This is a genomic window from Paraclostridium sp. AKS73 (genome assembly GCF_025671395.1).
GTDB classification, from domain to species: domain Bacteria; phylum Bacillota; class Clostridia; order Peptostreptococcales; family Peptostreptococcaceae; genus Paraclostridium; species Paraclostridium benzoelyticum.
In genome coordinates this window covers 24814-42981 of sequence record NZ_JAIXHU010000016.1, presented here as the reverse complement: position 1 = coordinate 42981, position 18168 = coordinate 24814, and the positions used below count along the sequence as shown (strand labels likewise).

23 protein-coding genes and 1 pseudogene are annotated in these 18168 nt (G+C 28.2%); 20 read left to right on the top strand and 4 right to left on the bottom strand.

Annotated features, from left to right (window positions below):
- Nucleotides 1–156 precede the first annotated feature (156 nt).
- The 6 genes from LEQ07_RS10480 to LEQ07_RS10455 all read left to right on the top strand — a co-directional run bounded on the left by LEQ07_RS10480 (nucleotide 157) and on the right by LEQ07_RS10455 (nucleotide 5975).
- Nucleotides 157–1500 (top strand): M20 family metallopeptidase, encoded by a 1344-nt coding sequence (locus LEQ07_RS10480; protein ID WP_263330625.1) that lies wholly within the window; start codon nucleotides 157–159, stop codon nucleotides 1498–1500.
- Between the two features lie 104 nt (nucleotides 1501–1604).
- Nucleotides 1605–2375, top strand: a complete 771-nt coding sequence (locus tag LEQ07_RS10475; protein WP_046823698.1) for an EFR1 family ferrodoxin — start codon at nucleotides 1605–1607, stop codon at nucleotides 2373–2375.
- 141 nt (nucleotides 2376–2516) lie between these two features.
- Nucleotides 2517–2876: a PIG-L family deacetylase gene (locus LEQ07_RS10470; RefSeq protein ID WP_263330622.1), complete on the top strand. Its 360-nt coding sequence runs from the start codon at nucleotides 2517–2519 to the stop codon at nucleotides 2874–2876.
- A gap of 47 nt (nucleotides 2877–2923) precedes the next feature.
- Nucleotides 2924–3298, top strand: coding sequence for a hypothetical protein (locus tag LEQ07_RS10465; RefSeq protein ID WP_263330620.1), 375 nt, complete (start codon nucleotides 2924–2926; stop codon nucleotides 3296–3298).
- Between the two features lie 157 nt (nucleotides 3299–3455).
- Nucleotides 3456–4241, top strand: a complete 786-nt coding sequence (locus LEQ07_RS10460; RefSeq protein WP_263330618.1) for a PIG-L family deacetylase — start codon at nucleotides 3456–3458, stop codon at nucleotides 4239–4241.
- Between the two features lie 168 nt (nucleotides 4242–4409).
- Complete coding sequence (locus LEQ07_RS10455) at nucleotides 4410–5975, top strand: BCCT family transporter (protein WP_263330616.1); 1566 nt, start codon at nucleotides 4410–4412, stop codon at nucleotides 5973–5975.
- Between the two features lie 52 nt (nucleotides 5976–6027).
- Here LEQ07_RS10455 and LEQ07_RS10450 read toward each other — a convergent pair whose 3' ends face one another.
- Together LEQ07_RS10450 and LEQ07_RS10445 are read right to left on the bottom strand one after the other, a co-directional pair.
- Nucleotides 6028–6306, bottom strand: coding sequence for a cation:proton antiporter regulatory subunit (locus LEQ07_RS10450; protein ID WP_263330613.1), 279 nt, complete (start codon nucleotides 6304–6306; stop codon nucleotides 6028–6030).
- Nucleotides 6307–6403: 97 nt separating this feature from the next.
- Entirely contained in the window at nucleotides 6404–6649 is a 246-nt protein-coding gene (locus LEQ07_RS10445; RefSeq protein WP_263330611.1) for a GntR family transcriptional regulator, read from the bottom strand.
- A 185-nt stretch (nucleotides 6650–6834) separates the two neighbouring features.
- Here LEQ07_RS10445 and LEQ07_RS10440 point away from each other — a divergent pair, with 185 nt between their 5' ends.
- From LEQ07_RS10440 to LEQ07_RS10415, 6 genes are read left to right on the top strand one after another with little or no spacing between them, the layout of a single operon-like run.
- Entirely contained in the window at nucleotides 6835–7191 is a 357-nt protein-coding gene (locus tag LEQ07_RS10440) for a NifB/NifX family molybdenum-iron cluster-binding protein (RefSeq protein WP_046823700.1), read from the top strand.
- A 26-nt stretch (nucleotides 7192–7217) separates the two neighbouring features.
- Entirely contained in the window at nucleotides 7218–8048 is an 831-nt protein-coding gene (locus LEQ07_RS10435) for an ATP-binding protein (RefSeq protein ID WP_263330609.1), read from the top strand.
- Nucleotides 8039–8863 carry an ATP-binding protein gene (locus LEQ07_RS10430; protein ID WP_263330607.1) on the top strand — a complete coding sequence of 275 codons (825 nt, stop codon included), beginning with the start codon at nucleotides 8039–8041 and terminating at the stop codon, nucleotides 8861–8863. The genes LEQ07_RS10435 and LEQ07_RS10430 overlap by 10 nt, the downstream gene beginning before the upstream one ends.
- A 41-nt stretch (nucleotides 8864–8904) precedes the next feature.
- Nucleotides 8905–9261 (top strand): NifB/NifX family molybdenum-iron cluster-binding protein, encoded by a 357-nt coding sequence (locus tag LEQ07_RS10425; RefSeq protein WP_046823703.1) that lies wholly within the window; start codon nucleotides 8905–8907, stop codon nucleotides 9259–9261.
- Nucleotides 9262–9278: 17 nt separating this feature from the next.
- Nucleotides 9279–9752, top strand: coding sequence for a Fur family transcriptional regulator (locus LEQ07_RS10420; protein ID WP_263330604.1), 474 nt, complete (start codon nucleotides 9279–9281; stop codon nucleotides 9750–9752).
- A complete protein-coding gene (locus LEQ07_RS10415; RefSeq protein WP_046823705.1) occupies nucleotides 9722–10162 on the top strand; it encodes a DUF134 domain-containing protein in 441 nt (146 codons plus the stop codon). The genes LEQ07_RS10420 and LEQ07_RS10415 overlap by 31 nt, the downstream gene beginning before the upstream one ends.
- A gap of 28 nt (nucleotides 10163–10190) precedes the next feature.
- On the opposite strand, the gene LEQ07_RS10410 is transcribed toward LEQ07_RS10415, so the two are convergent.
- On the bottom strand, nucleotides 10191–11003 hold the full coding sequence (locus LEQ07_RS10410; protein ID WP_263330602.1) for a carbon-nitrogen hydrolase family protein: 813 nt from the start codon (nucleotides 11001–11003) through the stop codon (nucleotides 10191–10193).
- 115 nt (nucleotides 11004–11118) lie between these two features.
- On the opposite strand from LEQ07_RS10410, the gene LEQ07_RS10405 reads away from it, so the two are divergent.
- Complete coding sequence (locus LEQ07_RS10405; RefSeq protein ID WP_263330601.1) at nucleotides 11119–11580, top strand: hypothetical protein; 462 nt, start codon at nucleotides 11119–11121, stop codon at nucleotides 11578–11580.
- Between the two features lie 54 nt (nucleotides 11581–11634).
- Here the strand turns inward: LEQ07_RS10405 and LEQ07_RS10400 are convergent, their stop codons facing one another.
- Nucleotides 11635–12249, bottom strand: coding sequence for a DUF4397 domain-containing protein (locus LEQ07_RS10400; protein ID WP_263330600.1), 615 nt, complete (start codon nucleotides 12247–12249; stop codon nucleotides 11635–11637).
- Nucleotides 12250–12426: 177 nt separating this feature from the next.
- Here LEQ07_RS10400 and LEQ07_RS10395 point away from each other — a divergent pair, with 177 nt between their 5' ends.
- The 7 genes and pseudogenes from LEQ07_RS10395 (at nucleotide 12427) to LEQ07_RS21315 (ending at nucleotide 18121) form a co-directional block, all read left to right on the top strand.
- A complete protein-coding gene (locus LEQ07_RS10395) occupies nucleotides 12427–12585 on the top strand; it encodes a (2Fe-2S)-binding protein (protein ID WP_263330598.1) in 159 nt (52 codons plus the stop codon).
- 220 nt (nucleotides 12586–12805) lie between these two features.
- Complete coding sequence (locus LEQ07_RS10390; RefSeq protein WP_263330596.1) at nucleotides 12806–14206, top strand: [FeFe] hydrogenase, group A; 1401 nt, start codon at nucleotides 12806–12808, stop codon at nucleotides 14204–14206.
- 277 nt (nucleotides 14207–14483) lie between these two features.
- A complete protein-coding gene (gene hydE, locus LEQ07_RS10385) occupies nucleotides 14484–15533 on the top strand; it encodes a [FeFe] hydrogenase H-cluster radical SAM maturase HydE (RefSeq protein ID WP_046823058.1) in 1050 nt (349 codons plus the stop codon).
- Nucleotides 15534–15549: 16 nt separating this feature from the next.
- Nucleotides 15550–16924, top strand: a pseudogene (hydG, locus tag LEQ07_RS10380) ([FeFe] hydrogenase H-cluster radical SAM maturase HydG).
- Nucleotides 16925–16933: 9 nt separating this feature from the next.
- Complete coding sequence (locus LEQ07_RS21325; RefSeq protein WP_332843094.1) at nucleotides 16934–17191, top strand: GTPase; 258 nt, start codon at nucleotides 16934–16936, stop codon at nucleotides 17189–17191.
- A 17-nt stretch (nucleotides 17192–17208) separates the two neighbouring features.
- Nucleotides 17209–17781: a hypothetical protein gene (locus tag LEQ07_RS21320; protein WP_332843096.1), complete on the top strand. Its 573-nt coding sequence runs from the start codon at nucleotides 17209–17211 to the stop codon at nucleotides 17779–17781.
- Nucleotides 17759–18121: a hypothetical protein gene (locus tag LEQ07_RS21315; RefSeq protein WP_332843093.1), complete on the top strand. Its 363-nt coding sequence runs from the start codon at nucleotides 17759–17761 to the stop codon at nucleotides 18119–18121. Before LEQ07_RS21320 ends, LEQ07_RS21315 begins: the two co-directional genes overlap by 23 nt.
- The last annotated feature ends 47 nt before the right edge of the window (nucleotides 18122–18168 follow it).

Here is an 18168-nt window from a genome sequence, read left to right as displayed (position 1 = left end):
ATTATTAAATATAATAAAAAGGCTGAATATAGAAGTACAAATATCTATATTTAGCCTTTGTTGTATGTATAAATAGTATAAATTATTTATAGAAATAAAAATATAAATTGATATAATTATAGTTGAGAGTAGATTTTGAATAAGGGGGTATGTGATATGAGAGATCAAATTATAAAAAGCGTTGAAAATATTAAAGATGAAATGGTTAATTCAATTATTGAAAGTGTACAAATACCAAGTGTAATTGGTGAAGAAAGTAAGCAATATCCATTTGGAAAAAATATAGATGATGTACTAAACCATATTCTAGATTTGTGTGAGAGATTAGGATTTAAAACTTATAAAGATAAAGAAGGATATTATGGCTATGCAGAAATAGGAGAGGGCGAAGAATTAGTAGGGATTTTAGGGCATTTAGATGTAGTTCCAGCTGGAGATTTAAGTGCATGGGATGTAGAACCTTTTAAGGGAACTATAATAGATGGTAAGCTTTATGGAAGAGGAACTCAAGATGATAAAGGGCCTACTATTGCAGCTATATATGCAACAAAGGCAATAATAGATTCAGGCTTTAAGTTAAATAAAAGAGTTAGATTTATTTTTGGAACAGATGAAGAAACTTTATGGAGAGACATGGCTAAGTACAATGAAAATAAAGAAGAGATACCTAGTTTTGGATTTACGCCAGATAGTGCATTCCCTTGTATAAATGCTGAAAAAGGATTATTACAATGTATATTATCATCAAATAAAGCATCAAAAGTAAATTTAAAAGCAGGAGATGCTTTTAATGCAGTTCCAAGTAAAGCTAAATATAACAGTATAAATTTAGTTGAACTAGAAAGTGAATTAGATAAATTAGGGTTTGAATATAAAAAAGAAGAAAAAGCTATAACAGTTATAGGAAGAAGTGTGCATTCGCAAAAATGCAATGAAGGTATAAATTCTATATCTAGACTTTGTATAGCACTTAAAAATATTGGAATAAGCACTCCAGCTATAGATTTTATATCTGAAGTAATAAAAGAAGATGCACATGCAAATTATATATTGCCAAATTGCGAAGATGTATCAGGTAAGTTAACCCTTAATTTAGGGAAAATTGATTTAAATGAAGATGGTGAAAAAATTTATTTAGATGTTAGAATACCGGTTACAGTTGAAAAAGATGAATTTGTAAGTGCATTAAGTGAAAAAGCAAATAAATATGGATTAGATTACATTGAATATGATTGGCTTAACTCAATATATATACCTAGTGACCATTTTTTAATAAAAACTTTGAGAAAAGTATACGAACAAGAAACAAATTGTGATTCAACACCTATGTCATCGGGAGGAGCTACTTATGCAAGAGCTATAGATAACTGTGTTGCATTTGGAGCAATATTCCCTTGGGGTAAAAAAACGGAACACCAACCAAATGAATATGTTGAAATAAAAGATATAATAAAAGCTACTGAAATTTATGCGCTTACATTATATGAACTAACTAGATAATTTGATGTATAATAAATAAGGGACCTTTCTATAAGTGGAAGGTTCCTTGTTTGTAATAAAAAGAAAAGAAAATTAATAATAGTTAAAAGGAAGGGGATGATTAGATGTTAAAAAATGGAGCAGTTATATTTTTTTCAGGAACTGGAAACTCAAAATACATAGCTAAGATTTTCAAAGAAGAATTTGAAAAATTAAACGTAAACATGGATATTATAAACATAGAAAAAGAAACCGGATTAAAAAAAGAATATGATTTCTATGTATTTGGAGGTCCTATACATGCAGAGATGCTACCAAGAATATTTACAGATTGGGTAAGCAAAAATATACCAAACGAGCATAAAAAGTGTATAGTATATCACACATTAGCAGGCGATAAACATAGTGAAGGCAGAGTTTATTTAGCCAAATTGTTAAAGAAAAAAGGGTTAGATGTAGTTATAAATACATCTATACAGATGCCTAATAATTATTATCATAAATTTTTTAAAAGAGATACAGATGAGCAGATAAAAAAAGTTTTAAGTTTAGCTCCAAATAAAGTAAAAGTTATTGTTACAGATTTTTTAAATGAGAAAAGAAGTGATATAAATTATAAAAAGCTAACGGTTGGAACAAAATTGGTTTATGATAGTTTTTTGATTTACGCTAAAAAATACGCAAAGAGAAATTTTTCTGTAGATAAAAGTAAATGCATAAATTGCAAGATATGTGAACATGAGTGCCCTACTAAAAATATAGTTATGGATGAAAAAAATATAGAGTTTTATAACAAGTGTATAGGATGTGAAAAATGTATTCATAGATGTCCTACAAATGCTATTTTATTTAAAGATGAGCCTTTTACACCATACAAAATCGAGGATTATATATAAATAGGAAAATGAAAGGAAAATTGCAAAAAATTACAAAAATGGAACAAAAACGACAAAAATATAGAAATATCTTGTGAAGATGTGTACTATAAATATCTAAAGGGTATAAACCCCTTATAAAAGATATTAGGTGGTGCAAAAATGAGCAAGAAGATAAAAATAGTTATTTTTATGATGATTATTTTAATAATAGGATTAGGTGCTAAGTTCGTATATGGAGAAGCTGAAGATCCAATGCATAAGAATTTTAAGGATCATGTAGTTTTTTATCCTCAACATCAAGATGATGAAACTCTATGGGGGGCAAGTGCAATTATAGAAGCTATAAAAGAGTGTGGAGCAGATAATGTATATATTGTATTAGTTTCAGATGGTTCAGGTGTAAATGTATTTAATCAGCTTGAACAATTCAAGGGCATAAGTAGAAAAGAAAAAGAGATTTTAAGAAACAATGAATTTAAGGCAGCATTAAGCAGTTTAGGGGTAAAAATAGTAATATAAGAATTTTAGCAGATGAAACAGAAAAAACAGGAACACATTATGATTTAATGGAAAAAGCTATATTAGACTTTGAAAATAAATTTAGTAGTGTTACTCAAGTTTCTCAGCATTATCAGTATGATAATCATCCAATGCATAGAAAAAATGGAATAGTTTTAAAAAGACTTAGTGATGAAGGAAAAGTAAAAGATGCTAGATACTTTGTAAAACCAGCATATGTAAAAGATATACCAGAAGATAAAAGGGATACATATACAGTAAATAATGAAGAAGATAAATTAAAAGTAAAAGGCGCTTTAGATGCATACAAAACAAAAAATGAAAAAGAACAGCTTTATGGAATTGGATATATGTCAACCCATAAATATTTTGATCATTTATACAATGATCCTCAATATACATCAGTATTAAGTAGATACTAATAAAAACTATCTAAAATTGAACAATTTTAGATAGTTTTTTTATTATTTTAATGTGGCAATTAAATAAGAAATGAATATTTATAAATAAGGGTGAAAAATAAGTACACTTAGTAGCAAATCATAATTTTTTTAACAACGACACTAGGTGGTGGATAATATGAAAAAAACAAATATTAGAATAGGTATTCTAATATTAACTCTTTTTATAATTGTGGTTGGAGCTAAGTTTCAAGGGGTTAAAAGCGAAAAACTTGAATATAAGAAGCTTAGTAGTCATGTAGTCTTTTATCCTCAACATCAAGATGATGAAGTACTTTGGGGAGGTAGTGCAATACTTAAAGCTATAAACACTTGTGGAGCAGACAATGTATATATTGTATTAGTTTCAGATGGATCAGGAGTTAATGCATTTGATCAAATGCCAGAATTTAAAGGTATAAATAGAAAGGAAAGATGTTGTTTAAGAAATAATGAATTTAAATGTGCTTTAAAAAATTTAGGAGTAAAAAGTAGCAATATAATAATTCTAGCCGATAAAACAAAACAAGAGAAGCCACACTTTGACCTTATGGAAAATACCATATTAGAATTTGAAAATAAATTTGGCAGTGTTACTCATATAGCTCAGCACTATAAATATGACAATCATCCAATGCACAGAAAAAATGGAGAAGTTTTAAAGAAACTTAGTGATGAAGGAAAAGTAAAAGATGCTAGATATTTTCTCAAACCTTCGTATGTTAAATATATTCCTCAAAAACAAAGAGACGTGTACGTATCAAATACTATAGAAGATAAAGCTAAAATAAAATGTGCACTTAATTCATATAAAATAAGAAATGAAAAAGAACATCTTTATGGAATTGGATATATATCAGCCCACACGTATTTTGATCATTTATATAATGATCCTCAATATAAATCGGTACTAAGTATTTATTAGAAAAGGTGCATCCAGGTAAATTTTGTTATTTACCTGGATGCACCTTCATAGTTTATATAAATTTGCAAAAGAAACAACTTTGTGTTAAAATTAAGTTGTTTCAAGAAAAAACTTGTTTATGAATTCGAGTTGTTACTTTTGACATAAAAAATATATGGGAGGTTGAGCATGAAACAAAATAATATTGTATTTAAAATATCTTTATTACTGACCAGCATAGTTGTAATATTAGGGCTTGTGTCACCTACAATGTTTAAGAATATATCTAATGAAGGATTTAATATAGTGGTAAATAATTTTAACTGGGTATATCTGATCGTTATGTTAGGATTAGTTATATTTGCAGGTTTTTTAGTTTTTAGCAAATATGGGAATATAAGGTTAGGAAAAGATACTGATAGACCGGAATTTAGTAATTTATCGTGGTTTTCTATGTTGTTTGGAGCAGGAATGGGAATTGGATTAGTATTTTTCGGAGCAGTAGAGCCTATGAAGCACTTTGTAAATCCAATAGGATTAGAAGCGGGAAGTTTAGAGGCTACAAATTTTGCTATGCAACAATCATTTATACATTGGGGTGTGACTCCATGGGCGGCTTATGCAATAATGGGATTGTCATTAGCATATTTTCAATTTAGAAAAAATGCGCCAGGGTTAATAAGTAGTGTGTTTTTACCTATTTTAGGAGAAGAAGGAGTAAAGGGGCCTGTAGGAAAAACTATAGATATTTTAGCCGTATTTACAACAGTAACTGGAATAGCCACATCTTTAGGTATGGGAACAATGCAGATTGCAGGTGGACTTGAATATATGTTTGGTATAAAAAATAATATATATTTACAAATGGTTATAATAGCTGTAGCTACTATTTTATATATTAAAAGTTCTACTAGTGGGTTAGATAAAGGTATAAAATTATTATCTAATATAAATCTAACACTAGCAGCTTCATTATTATTAGGGGCTGCAATTATTGGGCCTACAATGGATATTGTAACAAACTTTTCAAATGGTATAGGAGTATATATAGAACAATTTATATCTCAAAGTTTATATATGGATCCTACAGGTGAATGGATTAGCCAGTGGAGAGTATTTTATTGGGCGCTGTGGATAGCATGGATACCTTTTGTTGGAATCTTTATAGCCAGAATATCTAAAGGAAGAACTATAAGAGAGTTTATAATTGGAGTAACCTTAGTACCAGCATTAGCATGTATAGTATGGTTTTCAGTTTTTGGTACATTAGGAATTAATTTAGGGTTAGATTTTGCTAAAGATGCAACTATGGTAACTGAAACGGCACTTTTTAAAGTTTTTTCAAATTATCAATTTGGAAATATATTATCATTAATAGCTATGATATTACTATGTACATTCTTTATATCATCAGCAGATTCAGCTACTTATGTACTTGGAATGTTTACATCTAATGGAGACTTAAATCCTAGTAATAAAAAGAAAATTACTTGGGGTATAATACAAGCATTATTGGCTTTAGTACTATTAATGTCTGGAGGACTAGAAACATTACAGACAGTATCTATAGTCTCTGCATTCCCGTTTGCGATAATAATGGTAGTGAGTATAGTATCTATAACGAAAGCATTAAAATCAGAATTTAGAGATGAAAGTAAAGTACTAAAAAAGATTTTGTTAGTGAAAAGGAAAGTAAGAAGTCTGCAATTAAAATTCAAAAGGAAGCTTATTAAAAATAAAAAAGGAGTATCTTAAAATGATCATATGATCAGCTTAAGATACTCCTTTTTTATTAAGTTTTTTACTATTATTTTTCGTAAAGGAACATAGGCACAGATGTATTAACGTGAGTATCTCCAATAACCATAAGTATATCATTTTCCATAAACTCAATATAAGGCCCAGGAGATATTATAAGGTCTTCACCTCTTTTAATCGCAACAATAGTTCCACCAGTATTTTGCCAAAAGTTAGTTTGACCTGGTGTTTGACCTATTAATTTACAATTAGATTTTATTAGAAACTCAAAAGGAACAAGTGGGTTTATAGTAGACAGTCTACTAGAGTAGTCTACTATTTTATTCATAGTTTCTAGAATTTGAGACTCTAATTTACTTCTTGAGCTAAGTAGTTCTGATAATTGAGATTTATATGAAGAAACATTTGTTATATTTTGGTATTTTTTAAAAAGACTCAGCGTTACTACGAGATAGCACTATAATACCTTTACCCTTTATACTTTCAACAACTTTTAAGTCTTCAAGTATTTTTATTGATCGTCTAATTGTCTCCGGAGATACATTGTACTTTCCAGCAAGTGCAGACCTTCCATGAAGAGTAGTTCCTTCAGCTATATAACCATTACATATATTATTTGCTATATCTATAGCAATTTTTTGATATATAGGCATAGTATATGATTTTTCCATGATTCCTCCAAAATTATATAAATATATTCTAACACTTAAATATTGTATACCTACTGTAAAAGGATGTCTATAGACATTTTATATATATAAAATAATAATTTTTTTATTATTGGCATTTGACAATAATAAAAAAGATGCTAATATTTAAATAGCAAATGCCAATAATAAAAAGGGAGGTATATTTTATGAAAATAGCAATTTCAGCAAATGGAAAAAATTTAAGTGATTTACTTGATAAAAGATTTGGAAGATGTGAGTTTTTTCAAGTTTATGATACTGAGACAAAAGAAATAAAAATAATACAAAACAAAGGAAATCAGGCTAGTGGAGGAGCAGGAATAGCAGCAGCTAACCAAATAGTAGATGAAAATATAGAAATAATAATAACTGGAAATTTAGGACCTAATGCTTTTGACATAATTGAAGAAAATAGCATAAAGGCATACACATGTGAATGTTTACCTATAGAAGATATATTGAAAAAATATGACAAAAAAGAGCTTAAAGAAATAACTGTATGTGGGCCTAAGCATCAAGGATAAAATAATTATTTTGGAGATGATAGAAATTGAATATAGCAATACTTAGTGGAAAAGGTGGAACAGGAAAAACTACTGTATCAACTAATTTGGCCTTTTCAATAGGCGCAAATTATATAGATTGTGATGTAGAAGAACCCAATGGTTTTTTATTTTTAAATCCCAAAATAAAAGACGAAGAAAGTGTTATGGTGGATTATCCAGTAATAGATAATGATAAATGTAAAAATTGCAAAGCATGTGTAAGTGCTTGTCAATTTAATGCATTAGCAAAGGTTAAAGATAATATTAAAGTATTTGAAAAATTATGCCATGGCTGTGGAGCATGTGAAATTGTGTGTAAGTTTGGAGCATTAACTTATGAAAAAAGAGAAATTGGAAAAATACAAAAAGGAAGCAATGAACATATAAATTGTAGTAGAGGTATTTTAAATATAAGTGAACCTATGGCAGTTCCTATTATTAAAAAACTTTTGAAAAATTTAGGGAATGATCTTAATATAATAGATTGTCCTCCAGGAACATCATGTAATGTTGTAAACTCGTTAAGATATGCACATGGAGCAATACTTGTAACAGAGCCATCAGAGTTTGGGTTACACGATTTAAAAATGGCTATAGAGCTTGTTAAAATGTATAAGATACCCTTTGGAATAGTTATAAATAAAGATGATGAAAAAGATAATATAGTAAAGAAATATTGTAGAGAAAGTAATATATGTTTATTAGGGACTATTCCTTATGATAAGGATGCAGCTATATTATATTCAAAAGGTAAAATGATTTGTAAAGATGAAAAATATGAAAAAACATTCAAAAATCTTTCAAAAAATATAAAGGAGGTACTACTTTGGAATTAGTTGTATTAAGTGGAAAAGGTGGTACAGGAAAGACTACTATTGCAACCGCATTAGCAGAACTTGAGAAAAATGTAATTAGAATAGATTGTGATGTAGATGCTCCTAATTTATATTTGTTTTATAAAGGTGAAGATATCAAAAAGGAAGATTTCATAAGTGGTAAAAAAGCGATTATAAATGAAAATTTATGTGACAAATGTAATAAATGTGAAGAAATATGTAAGTTTGATGCTATTAGAAATTCTGAAATAGACCCATTTTTATGTGAGGGATGTGGAGCATGTTCTTTAATATGTCCTAAAAATGCAATACTTATGGAAAATGAAAAAACAGCAGATACATATATCACTCAACTAGAGGATGGATTGATATCTAGAGCACAAATGGAAATTGGAAGTGACGGTTCAGGAAAATTAATTACTCGTCTAAAAGAAAATGGTAAGAAGATAAATGAAGATAAAAAATTAACTATAATAGATGGATCTCCAGGAATTGGATGTTCTGTTATAGCTTCTATAACTGGGAGTGATTTAGTTTTAGTTGTTACAGAACCTACAAAATCAGGAGTTGAAGATTTAAAAAGAGTTATTAAGTTATGTAAACATTTTGATGTTTTTACTATGGTTTGTATAAATAAATATGATATAAATGAGTCTATATCAAAGCAAATAGAAGAACTTATAAATAAAGAAGACATGCAGTTAGTAGGTAAAATTCCATATGATGACAATGTAATGAAATCTATAAATGAATTAAAACCTATAACTCATTATAAAGAAAGTATAGCTAATGAAGCTATAAAAAAATATATATAAATATAAAAAATATTATAAAAAAGTAAAAGGAGATTTAAATTATGAAAATAGCAGTTGCATGTGAAGGTAAATTAGTTAGTGGACATTTTGGTCATTGTGAAGGATTTTACACTTGTGAAGTTCAAGATGGAAAAATAGTGGAAGAAAAATTTGTTCAAAATCCAGGCCATAAACCAGGGTATTTACCAGTATTTTTAAAAGAATTAAATGTAAGTACTATAATATCTGGAGGAATGGGTGAAACAGCACAACAACTATTTAACCAAAATAATATAGAAGTAGTAGTTGGAGCTACAGGAGACTGTGGCGATACTGTAGAAAAATATATAAATGGGAATCTAAAATCAACAGGTTCTGTATGTACAGAACATGCACATGAAGGTCATTGTAATGAATAAAATAAAAGGTATTCATTATGAATTATAATTTGGATTATTTAAAAAAAGTAATAAGTAAAAGTGGTCATAAAGTAACAACACAAAAACTATTAATATTAGAAGTTCTGATAAATAATAGTCATCATTTAAGTGCGAAAGATATATATGATAAGCTAAAACAAAAAAATATAGGCCTTGCAACTATTTACAGATCTTTGAATTTATTTATTGCATTAAACATAATAAAAAAAGTAGAAATAGACAATATAACTTACTATGAAATGAAAATTTTTAGCCAAAATCCATTTCATATTCACTTTAAGTGTTCAAAATGTGGTAGTATAATTGATATAAATAATAAAGATATAAATATTGATTATATTGGCATAATAAGAAAAGTTGAAGAAGAAGAAAACTTTGTAATAGATGACTCTGATATTATGTTTAAAGGTATATGTGATAAATGCAAGGAGGATATTAAATGGCAAGACCAACAAAATTTAGACGAGTAGAATTTTTCCCTGAAGATACATATTTTACGCCACTAGATAAGAAAGGGTGTAAAGTAGATGAAATAATTTTAAAGTTAGAAGAGCTAGAGGCAATGAGGCTTAAAGATATAGAAGAGCTAAATCAAGAAGAATGTGCTAAAAGAATGCAAGTATCTAGGCAAACTTTTCAAAATATAATAGATAGTGCCAGAAAAAAAGTAGCAATAGCATTAACAGATGGAAAAGCTATAAAAATTGATGGTGGTAACTATAGAGCTAGCTTTTGTAAGTTTAAGTGTTTTAATTGTGGAGAATTATATGAAATAAATTATGAACAGGATAAACATAAGTGTCCATCTTGTGGGTCTGATGAGGTTATATGTAGCAAAAAAGCAGGAATTTGTAAAAAATGGTGTGATAAAAATAAATAAAACTATCTCAATATATATTGAGATAGTTTTATTTATATAAATCTGGACGACGATGATTAAGAACAGGAAGTTCTTTTCTAACTTTATCAACATAATCAAAATCTATATCACAAATAAAAAAACCTTCTGTTTCATCTAATTTATCTACAATATCACCCCAAGGAGAAACAACAATAGAGTTTCCAAATGACACATATGAATCTTCAAAATTTCTAGAAGGAGCACATCCAATTGTATATATTTGGTTATCAACAGATCTAGCCTTAAATAATAAATCCCAATGACAAGGTCCAGTTTTCATATTAAAAGCAGCTGGAGCTATAATTGCTTTAGCACCTTTATCAACCATTATTCTAAATATTTCGGGAAATCTTAAATCATAACAAATACAAAGTCCAAATTTACCAAACTCAGTGTCAAAAACAGTTATATTATTACCTGGAGTTATAGTTTTAGATTCATGAACAAATTTATCACCTATCTTCATATCAAATAAATGGATTTTTCTATGTTTAGCTATCATTATACCATCTCTGTTAAATACGTAAGATGTATTATAAATTTTATCTTGATTATCTAACTCAGGCATAGAGCCAGCAACTAAATATATTTTATTTTCTTTTGCTAAGTTAGACAAATATGTAAAAGTATTTCCTTGTTCATATTCAGCATATAAAGGAAACTTAGATGTTTCATAAGGGCAGCAAAACATTTCAGGGAGTATGATCATATCGATATCATTTTTTAAAACTTCATTTAATATTGAATTTAGATTTTTAAGATTTTTAGTTTTACTTTCACATATACGCATTTGCACGACAACTACTTTACATTTATTCATATATATACCTACCTTTTATATATTCTCTAATATTATCTTAATATAATATGATATTACAAGCTATCTTAATGATATAATATTAATTATATTTAAGTAAGAGAGGAGTATAAATATTTTGAATGATTTTTTAGTTAATATAAATTCAGATATAAAAAGATGTGAAGAAATAATAATGTCTAATAATTATTTGGAAATTGTTATAGCTATAGAAGAACTAACAGACAAGTACAAAGATAGTGTTGATGATATAGAACCATCAAATGATAGGGTGTGGAATTTTACAAAAAAAGATCTTGAATTTTTAATGAGCAAACTTGAAATTAAAAGAGATGAAATATTAAATAAATATATAGATAAGCATATAAATGTAGATAAATTAATAAGTAGTATAAATGAAAATATAGAAAATAATAGTAGTCTAAATAATGAGGATAAATTGGATGCAGCTAAAGTATTAGATGAAATAAAAAAAATACATAGTGAAAATTTAAATAAAATATTTGACTTGGGAGAAAATGAAAAAATATATAAAGTGGAGTTTGATTCAAGAAGAAACTATAGGAATGAGTATATTTAATTTAATTAATGTAACAATAAATAATAAAAAGGACAGTTAACTGTCCTTTTTATTTTATCTACACAGATATGTGTTTACATCTACTGATTGTATTAATCCTAAATTTGGAGGATTACCTACTGCAAATATAGTATATATTCTATTTGCTTTAAGGTTTACTTTACTTGAAAGCGCGATATCTCCATTTTCAGATAAAGCTACTTTTATGTCATACATACCAGCAGGGACTTTAATATAGTCAGTGCTTTCTTTAAAATCAATATCCTCAAATATAGTAGTATTATTAGCAAGAATATTGACACTAGGTGCATCAGGAGATAGATGAACAACCCTAAGTGTAGCCTCCTTAGTTGAAGGCACTTCATTTATATCATCTTCTATTAATAGTAATTCTATATTTTCTAAGTTTCCAACAGCTGCTATAGTAAAAATTCTATTATCAGGAACATCAACCATTTTATTTATTACAACAGTTGATGAATCATTTGCAGGTGTTACCTGTATTGTATGCATTCCTTCTTCTAAATAAGAATAATCAGAAAAGTTGGTGAAGGATAAATCTTCAACCACTAATTGACCATCTATATAAACATCAACTTCTGGTGCATTAGGAGATGCATGAAGAACTCTTACAATAGAAGTTCCTTCTTGAGTTTTAAAACAATCCATTTATATAATTCCCCCTTTATATAATTTATATCACTCATATAGAGTATGAAAAAGTTTATATATTTGTTCTTAATATAAAAAAATAATATAAAATTAAAAATAGTAGTTAGTATCATTATTATATGGGTATAATAAGAATATAAGAAAATCATATAAAATATATTAGGAGGATTAAAAATGTCAGAAAAAGTGTGTTTATGCAAAGGAATAACAAAAGAAACTATATTAGATGCAATAAAAAATGGAGCTGATAGTATTGAAGCAGTAAAGGATGCAACTGGAGCTACAACTGGATTTTGTCATGGTGGAAGATGTAAGTCTACTATTGAAAATTAATAGAAGAAAATAAATAAAAAATAAAATTAAGATATCGTTTATTCCAAAACACTCAGGGGTAGACGATATTTTTTTACTAAAATACAATAAAAATATGATAAAAGTTAATTTTTTTGGGTATAAACTTTAGTAACTGTTTAATTGTCGAAATATGCAATTAAGTTAAAGTTAATTTAATATTTTACTTTATGAATCAAACAAACACTAAAGGAGATTTAATATGAAACACTTATTTACAGAAAAAGTAGTTCCAATAGAACTAGACAACCCATCTATACAAATTGATTTTGATAAATGTATAAAATGCGGATTATGCAAAAGAGTATGTGCAAATGAAATTGGAGTTAATGGATATTTTGATTTAGAAAATACTGGAGACATAGCTATATGTATAAACTGTGGTCAGTGTGTACAAGCTTGTCCTAAAAAAGCCATAACTCAAGTTATTGATGTAGATAGAGTTAAAGAAGCTATAAATGATCCTGAAAAAATTGTTATATTCAGTACAGCTCCAGCTGTTAGAGTTGCACTTGGAGAAGAATTTAATTTAGAAGAAGGCGCTTATGTAGAAGATAAAATGGTTGATGCCTTAAGAAAATTAGGTGGAGACTATGTATTTGACGTAACATTTGGTGCAGATATGACTATAATGGAAGAAGCTAATGAATTAGTAAGCCGTATAAAAAATGGAAAGGGTAAAACTCCACAATTTACAAGCTGCTGTCCGTCATGGGTTAAATTTGCAGAAACTTTTTATCCTGAATTAATACCGAATTTATCAACAACAAAGAGTCCAATAGGGATACAAGGTGCTGTTATAAAAACTTACTTTGCCCAAAAGGCTAATATAGATCCAAAAAAAATAGTAAATGTAACTATAACTCCTTGTACTGCTAAAAAGTATGAAATAGATAGACCGGAGATGAATGCTTCGGCTAAGTATAATAAGTCTGAAAATATGCGAGATAATGATATAATATTAACAACTAAGGAACTTGCACAATGGCTAAGAGATGAAGAGATAGATTTTAATGCTTTAGAAGGATCTAAATTTGATAATATACTAGGCCTTGGTAGTGGAGCAGGTGTAATCTTTGGTAATAGTGGCGGAGTTATGGAAGCTGCGGTCAGAACTGTATACAATATACTAACTGATGAGAACCCACATAAAGAATTACTACACTTTAATCCAGTTAGAGGCCTTGAAGATGTAAAAGAAGCAACATTAACTATAGGGGATACCACTTTAAAACTAGCTGCTGTTCAAGGTACTGCAAATGTTAGAACTTTAATAGAAAAATTAAAATCAGGCGAAGTTAAGTATGATTTTATAGAAGTTATGACTTGTAAAGGTGGATGTATAGGTGGAGCAGGACAACCTAAAATGAAAGCTAGAATTTCAAATGAAATGAGATTAAAACGTATAGAAGGATTATACGATAAAGATGAGGATATAGCTATAAAATGTAGTTATGAAAATCCAGATGTAATAAATGTATATAAAGAATTCTTTAAACAACCTTTATCACATTTATCACATGAACTTTTACACACTACTTTTGAATCTAAACATGATATGTTAGGATTAGATAAAGATAGTGATGTAAGTGATATAGGATAAGAGAATCGTTGTAATATTACTTGTATAAGTTTGAACAAGTAATATTACAATTTTGTCTTATAAAATAGAAGAACAATAAAATGAAAATTGTGGTATTATTTGGTTATAAGCAAAAATTTAATTAGATAATATCACAATATTAGTAAATGTATTTATATTATAAATAGTTTTAATATTAGAGGAATTAATGTGTAAATATAGTATTTAAGATAAAATACTCATTTTAAATATTATGTTTGGATATTGATTTTATAATAATTAAAATTGAGGTGAATTTATGGATGTTAAAGCGATTATAGAAAAACTATATGAAACTAATGATGCAACAAAAGAAGAATTATTGTACTTATTAGATAATATAGATGATGAATCAAAGAAACTGCTAATGAAAAGAGCTCATGAAACTAGAATGAAATACTATGGAAATAAAGTTTACATGAGAGGTCTTATAGAGCTAACAAGCTTCTGTCAAAAAGATTGTCTATACTGTGGATTAAGAAGACACAATAAGGAAGCGCAAAGATATAGATTAAACTTAGATGAAGTGCTTGAATGTGTGCGAAAAGGTGATAAATTAGGATATAAAACCTTTGTATTACAAGGTGGAGAAGATGCATATTTCACAGATGAAAAAATTATAGAAATTATTAAGGCTATAAAAAGTGAATTTCCACATAATGCAATAACTTTATCATTAGGAGAAAGAAGCTATGAATCGTATAAAAAACTATATGATGCAGGAGCTGATAGATACCTATTAAGACATGAAAGTGCTAGTAAAGATCTATATGAAAGCATACATCCAGGAGAACCTTTTGAAAAACGTAGAAATTGTTTGAAGAATTTAAAGGAAATAGGGTATCAATCTGGTGCAGGATTTATGGTTGGAATTCCAAATCAGACTAATTCTGATTTAGTTAATGACTTGAGATTTGTAAAGGAATTTGAACCGGCAATGTGTGGAATAGGCCCTTTCATACCACATAAAGACACGCCTCTTAAAGATTATGAACATGGAAGTTTAGAAACAACAGTTATATGTTTAAGCATAGTAAGGTTATTACTGCCAAGCGTGCTATTACCAGCAACTACTGCTCTTTCTAGCATTGATAAACATGGTAGAGAAGAAGGACTAAAGGCTGGGGGAAATGTAATAATGCCGAATTTATCTCCTATGTCTGTAAGGGAAAAATATTCTTTATATGACAATAAAGCATATATATTAGATGAAGATGCAGAGTATAGAGTTATGATAGAAAATAAGATAAAAGAAGCAGGGTTTGAGGTAGAAGTAAGTAGAGGAGATAATCCTGAATTTATTAAATAATAAAGGAGATTGTATTATGTTTATAAATCATGAAGAAATATATAATATATTAGAAGAAACTAAAAATCCATCAAATGAAGAAATTAAAGAAGTTTTGAATAGAGCAAAAAAAAGAGAAGGGTTATCATATAAAGATATAGCTATTTTATTACAAGCAGAAGATGAAAAAGATTTATCAGAAATATATTCTTTAGCAGGTGAGATAAAAAGAGATATATATGGTAAAAGAATAGTTGTATTTGCGCCTCTTTATGTAAGTGATTACTGTGTAAACAACTGTGTTTACTGTGGATATAGAAGAGACAATGAATTCTGTAGAAGAAGATTAACTATGGAAGAAGTTGCAGAAGAAGTTAAAATTCTAGAACAAATGGGACACAAAAGATTGGCACTTGAATTAGGTGAAGATCCAGTAAATGCTCCTATTGATTATGTTTTGGAATGCTTAGATACTATATATAAAACTCAAAATGCAAATGGGGAAATAAGAAGAGTTAATGTAAATATAGCAGCTACAACTGTAGAAAATTATAAAGCATTACATGAAAAAGGAATAGGAACATATATATTATTCCAAGAAACATATCATAAGCCAACTTATGATAATATGCACCCGAAATCATTAAAGGGAGATTATAACTATCATTTAACTTCATTTGATAGAGCTATGGAAGCTGGAATTGATGATGTAGGAGCAGGGGTACTATTTGGACTAGCAGATCCAAGATTTGAAGTCTTAGCACTTATGATGCATAATGCTCACTTAGAAGAAAAATTTGGAGTTGGGTTCCACACTATATCAGTACCAAGACTTCAAGAAGCAACAGGAGTTACCCTTGAAAATTATCCAAACTTATTAGATGATAATATGTTTAAAAAGATTGTTGCAATACTTAGAATAGCTGTACCATTTACAGGTCTTATATTATCAACTAGAGAAACAGCAGATATGAGAAAAGAATTATTACGTTATGGAGTTAGTCAAATTTCAGCAGGATCATCAACTGGAGTTGGAGGATATAAGGATAGAGAAGAAGGAAAAGAAAGTAAACAATTTAAAACAAATGATGAGAGAAGTCCAATAGAAATATTAAAAGAACTTTTAAGTGATGGATACATACCAAGTTACTGTACTGCTTGTTATAGAAAGGGAAGAACTGGAGATAGATTTATGCAACTTGCTAAATCAGGAAATATTAAATATGTTTGTGAGCCTAATGCATTAATGACATTACTTGAATTTACTTTGGATTATGGAGATAAAGAACTATATGAAAAAGCACAAGAAATTATAAGTACAGAAGTAGAAACAATTGAAAGAGACGATATAAAAGAAAGAACTAAAGCAAGTATGGAAAAATGAAAAAGGTGAAAGAGATTTCTACTTATAGGAGGTATATATGAACACTACTCCAAATTCAAATAGAAAACATATAGGAATATACGGAAACACTAATAGTGGAAAATCTTCGCTTATGAATAAAATTTTAGGTCAGGATGTATCACTAGTATCTAGTGTAGAAGGAACAACTACAGATCCAGTTCAAAAAGCTATGGAACTAATACCATTTGGACCTATACTTTTAATAGATACAGCAGGCCTTGAAGATAAAAGTGAACTTGGATCAGTTAGAATAAAAAAAGCTATGAATATTTAAAAAGATTAGATTTTGCTATATATGTAGTAGATGGAAAGAATATAGACTTTGATACTTATAAAGTTTGGAAAAAAGAAGCTAATAAATATAATGTAAAACATATAGTTGTCGCAAATAAGATAGATTTATTAACTGAAGAAGAATTAAGCAGTATTAAAAAACTATTCAATGATGTTATTTTAACTTCTATAAAAGATAATAAAGGAATAGAAATTTTAAAAGAAGAACTTATAAAAAATCTAGAACAAGAGGAAGAGGATAAACCTATAGTTGGAGACTTACTTCCATATGGATCAAAAGTAGTTTTAGTAGTACCTATAGATTCTGAGGCTCCAAAAGGAAGAATAATTCTGCCTCAAGTTCAAGTTATAAGAGACTGTTTGGATCATGGGATAAAAACTTACGTAGTAAGAGATACTGAACTAAATGATGCTATTCATGAGTTGCAGGATATAGACCTTGTTATAACAGACTCTCAAGCTTTTAAAGAGGTTGAAAGTATAATTCCTAAAGAAATGAACTTAACTAGCTTTTCGATATTGTTTGCAAGACAAAAAGGTGAGCTTAGTGATTTTTTTAGAAGGAACTAAAAAATTAGATAATTTAAAACCAAATGATAAAGTTCTTATATGTGAAAGTTGTACACATAATGTATCTCATGAAGATATAGGAAGAGTAAAAATACCTAAAATGCTTAAAAAAATAGCTGGCGGAGATATTAATATAGAATATAAAGTTGGATATGATTTTGATGAAAGTATAGAAGAGTATGATTTAATAATTCATTGTGGAGCATGTATGGTAAATAGAAAAAGTGTAATGAATAAGATAAATACCTGTAAAGAAAAGAATATACCTATAACTAATTATGGTATGGTTATAGCCTATTTTACAGGAATATTACAACGATCTGTAAGTATATTTAAATAATAAAAATGGTGAGCTTATACAATGTTAGGCTTACCATTTTTATTATT

Coding starts and splice junctions, on each gene's coding strand:
- LEQ07_RS10450 (WP_263330613.1), bottom strand. CDS start 6,306: ATGAATAAAATAGTAGACTACTCTAGTAGACTGTCTACTATAAACCCA.
- LEQ07_RS10420 (WP_263330604.1), top strand. CDS start 9,279: ATGAATTATAATTTGGATTATTTAAAAAAAGTAATAAGTAAAAGTGGT.
- LEQ07_RS10440 (WP_046823700.1), top strand. CDS start 6,835: ATGAAAATAGCAATTTCAGCAAATGGAAAAAATTTAAGTGATTTACTT.
- LEQ07_RS10465 (WP_263330620.1), top strand. CDS start 2,924: ATGGAAAAAGCTATATTAGACTTTGAAAATAAATTTAGTAGTGTTACT.
- LEQ07_RS10425 (WP_046823703.1), top strand. CDS start 8,905: ATGAAAATAGCAGTTGCATGTGAAGGTAAATTAGTTAGTGGACATTTT.
- LEQ07_RS10455 (WP_263330616.1), top strand. CDS start 4,410: ATGAAACAAAATAATATTGTATTTAAAATATCTTTATTACTGACCAGC.
- LEQ07_RS10445 (WP_263330611.1), bottom strand. CDS start 6,649: ATGGAAAAATCATATACTATGCCTATATATCAAAAAATTGCTATAGAT.
- LEQ07_RS21325 (WP_332843094.1), top strand. CDS start 16,934: ATGAACACTACTCCAAATTCAAATAGAAAACATATAGGAATATACGGA.
- LEQ07_RS10475 (WP_046823698.1), top strand. CDS start 1,605: ATGTTAAAAAATGGAGCAGTTATATTTTTTTCAGGAACTGGAAACTCA.
- LEQ07_RS10400 (WP_263330600.1), bottom strand. CDS start 12,249: ATGGATTGTTTTAAAACTCAAGAAGGAACTTCTATTGTAAGAGTTCTT.
- LEQ07_RS10410 (WP_263330602.1), bottom strand. CDS start 11,003: ATGAATAAATGTAAAGTAGTTGTCGTGCAAATGCGTATATGTGAAAGT.
- LEQ07_RS10390 (WP_263330596.1), top strand. CDS start 12,806: ATGAAACACTTATTTACAGAAAAAGTAGTTCCAATAGAACTAGACAAC.
- LEQ07_RS10460 (WP_263330618.1), top strand. CDS start 3,456: ATGAAAAAAACAAATATTAGAATAGGTATTCTAATATTAACTCTTTTT.
- hydE (WP_046823058.1), top strand. CDS start 14,484: ATGGATGTTAAAGCGATTATAGAAAAACTATATGAAACTAATGATGCA.
- LEQ07_RS10480 (WP_263330625.1), top strand. CDS start 157: ATGAGAGATCAAATTATAAAAAGCGTTGAAAATATTAAAGATGAAATG.
- LEQ07_RS10470 (WP_263330622.1), top strand. CDS start 2,517: ATGAGCAAGAAGATAAAAATAGTTATTTTTATGATGATTATTTTAATA.
- LEQ07_RS10395 (WP_263330598.1), top strand. CDS start 12,427: ATGTCAGAAAAAGTGTGTTTATGCAAAGGAATAACAAAAGAAACTATA.
- LEQ07_RS10415 (WP_046823705.1), top strand. CDS start 9,722: ATGGCAAGACCAACAAAATTTAGACGAGTAGAATTTTTCCCTGAAGAT.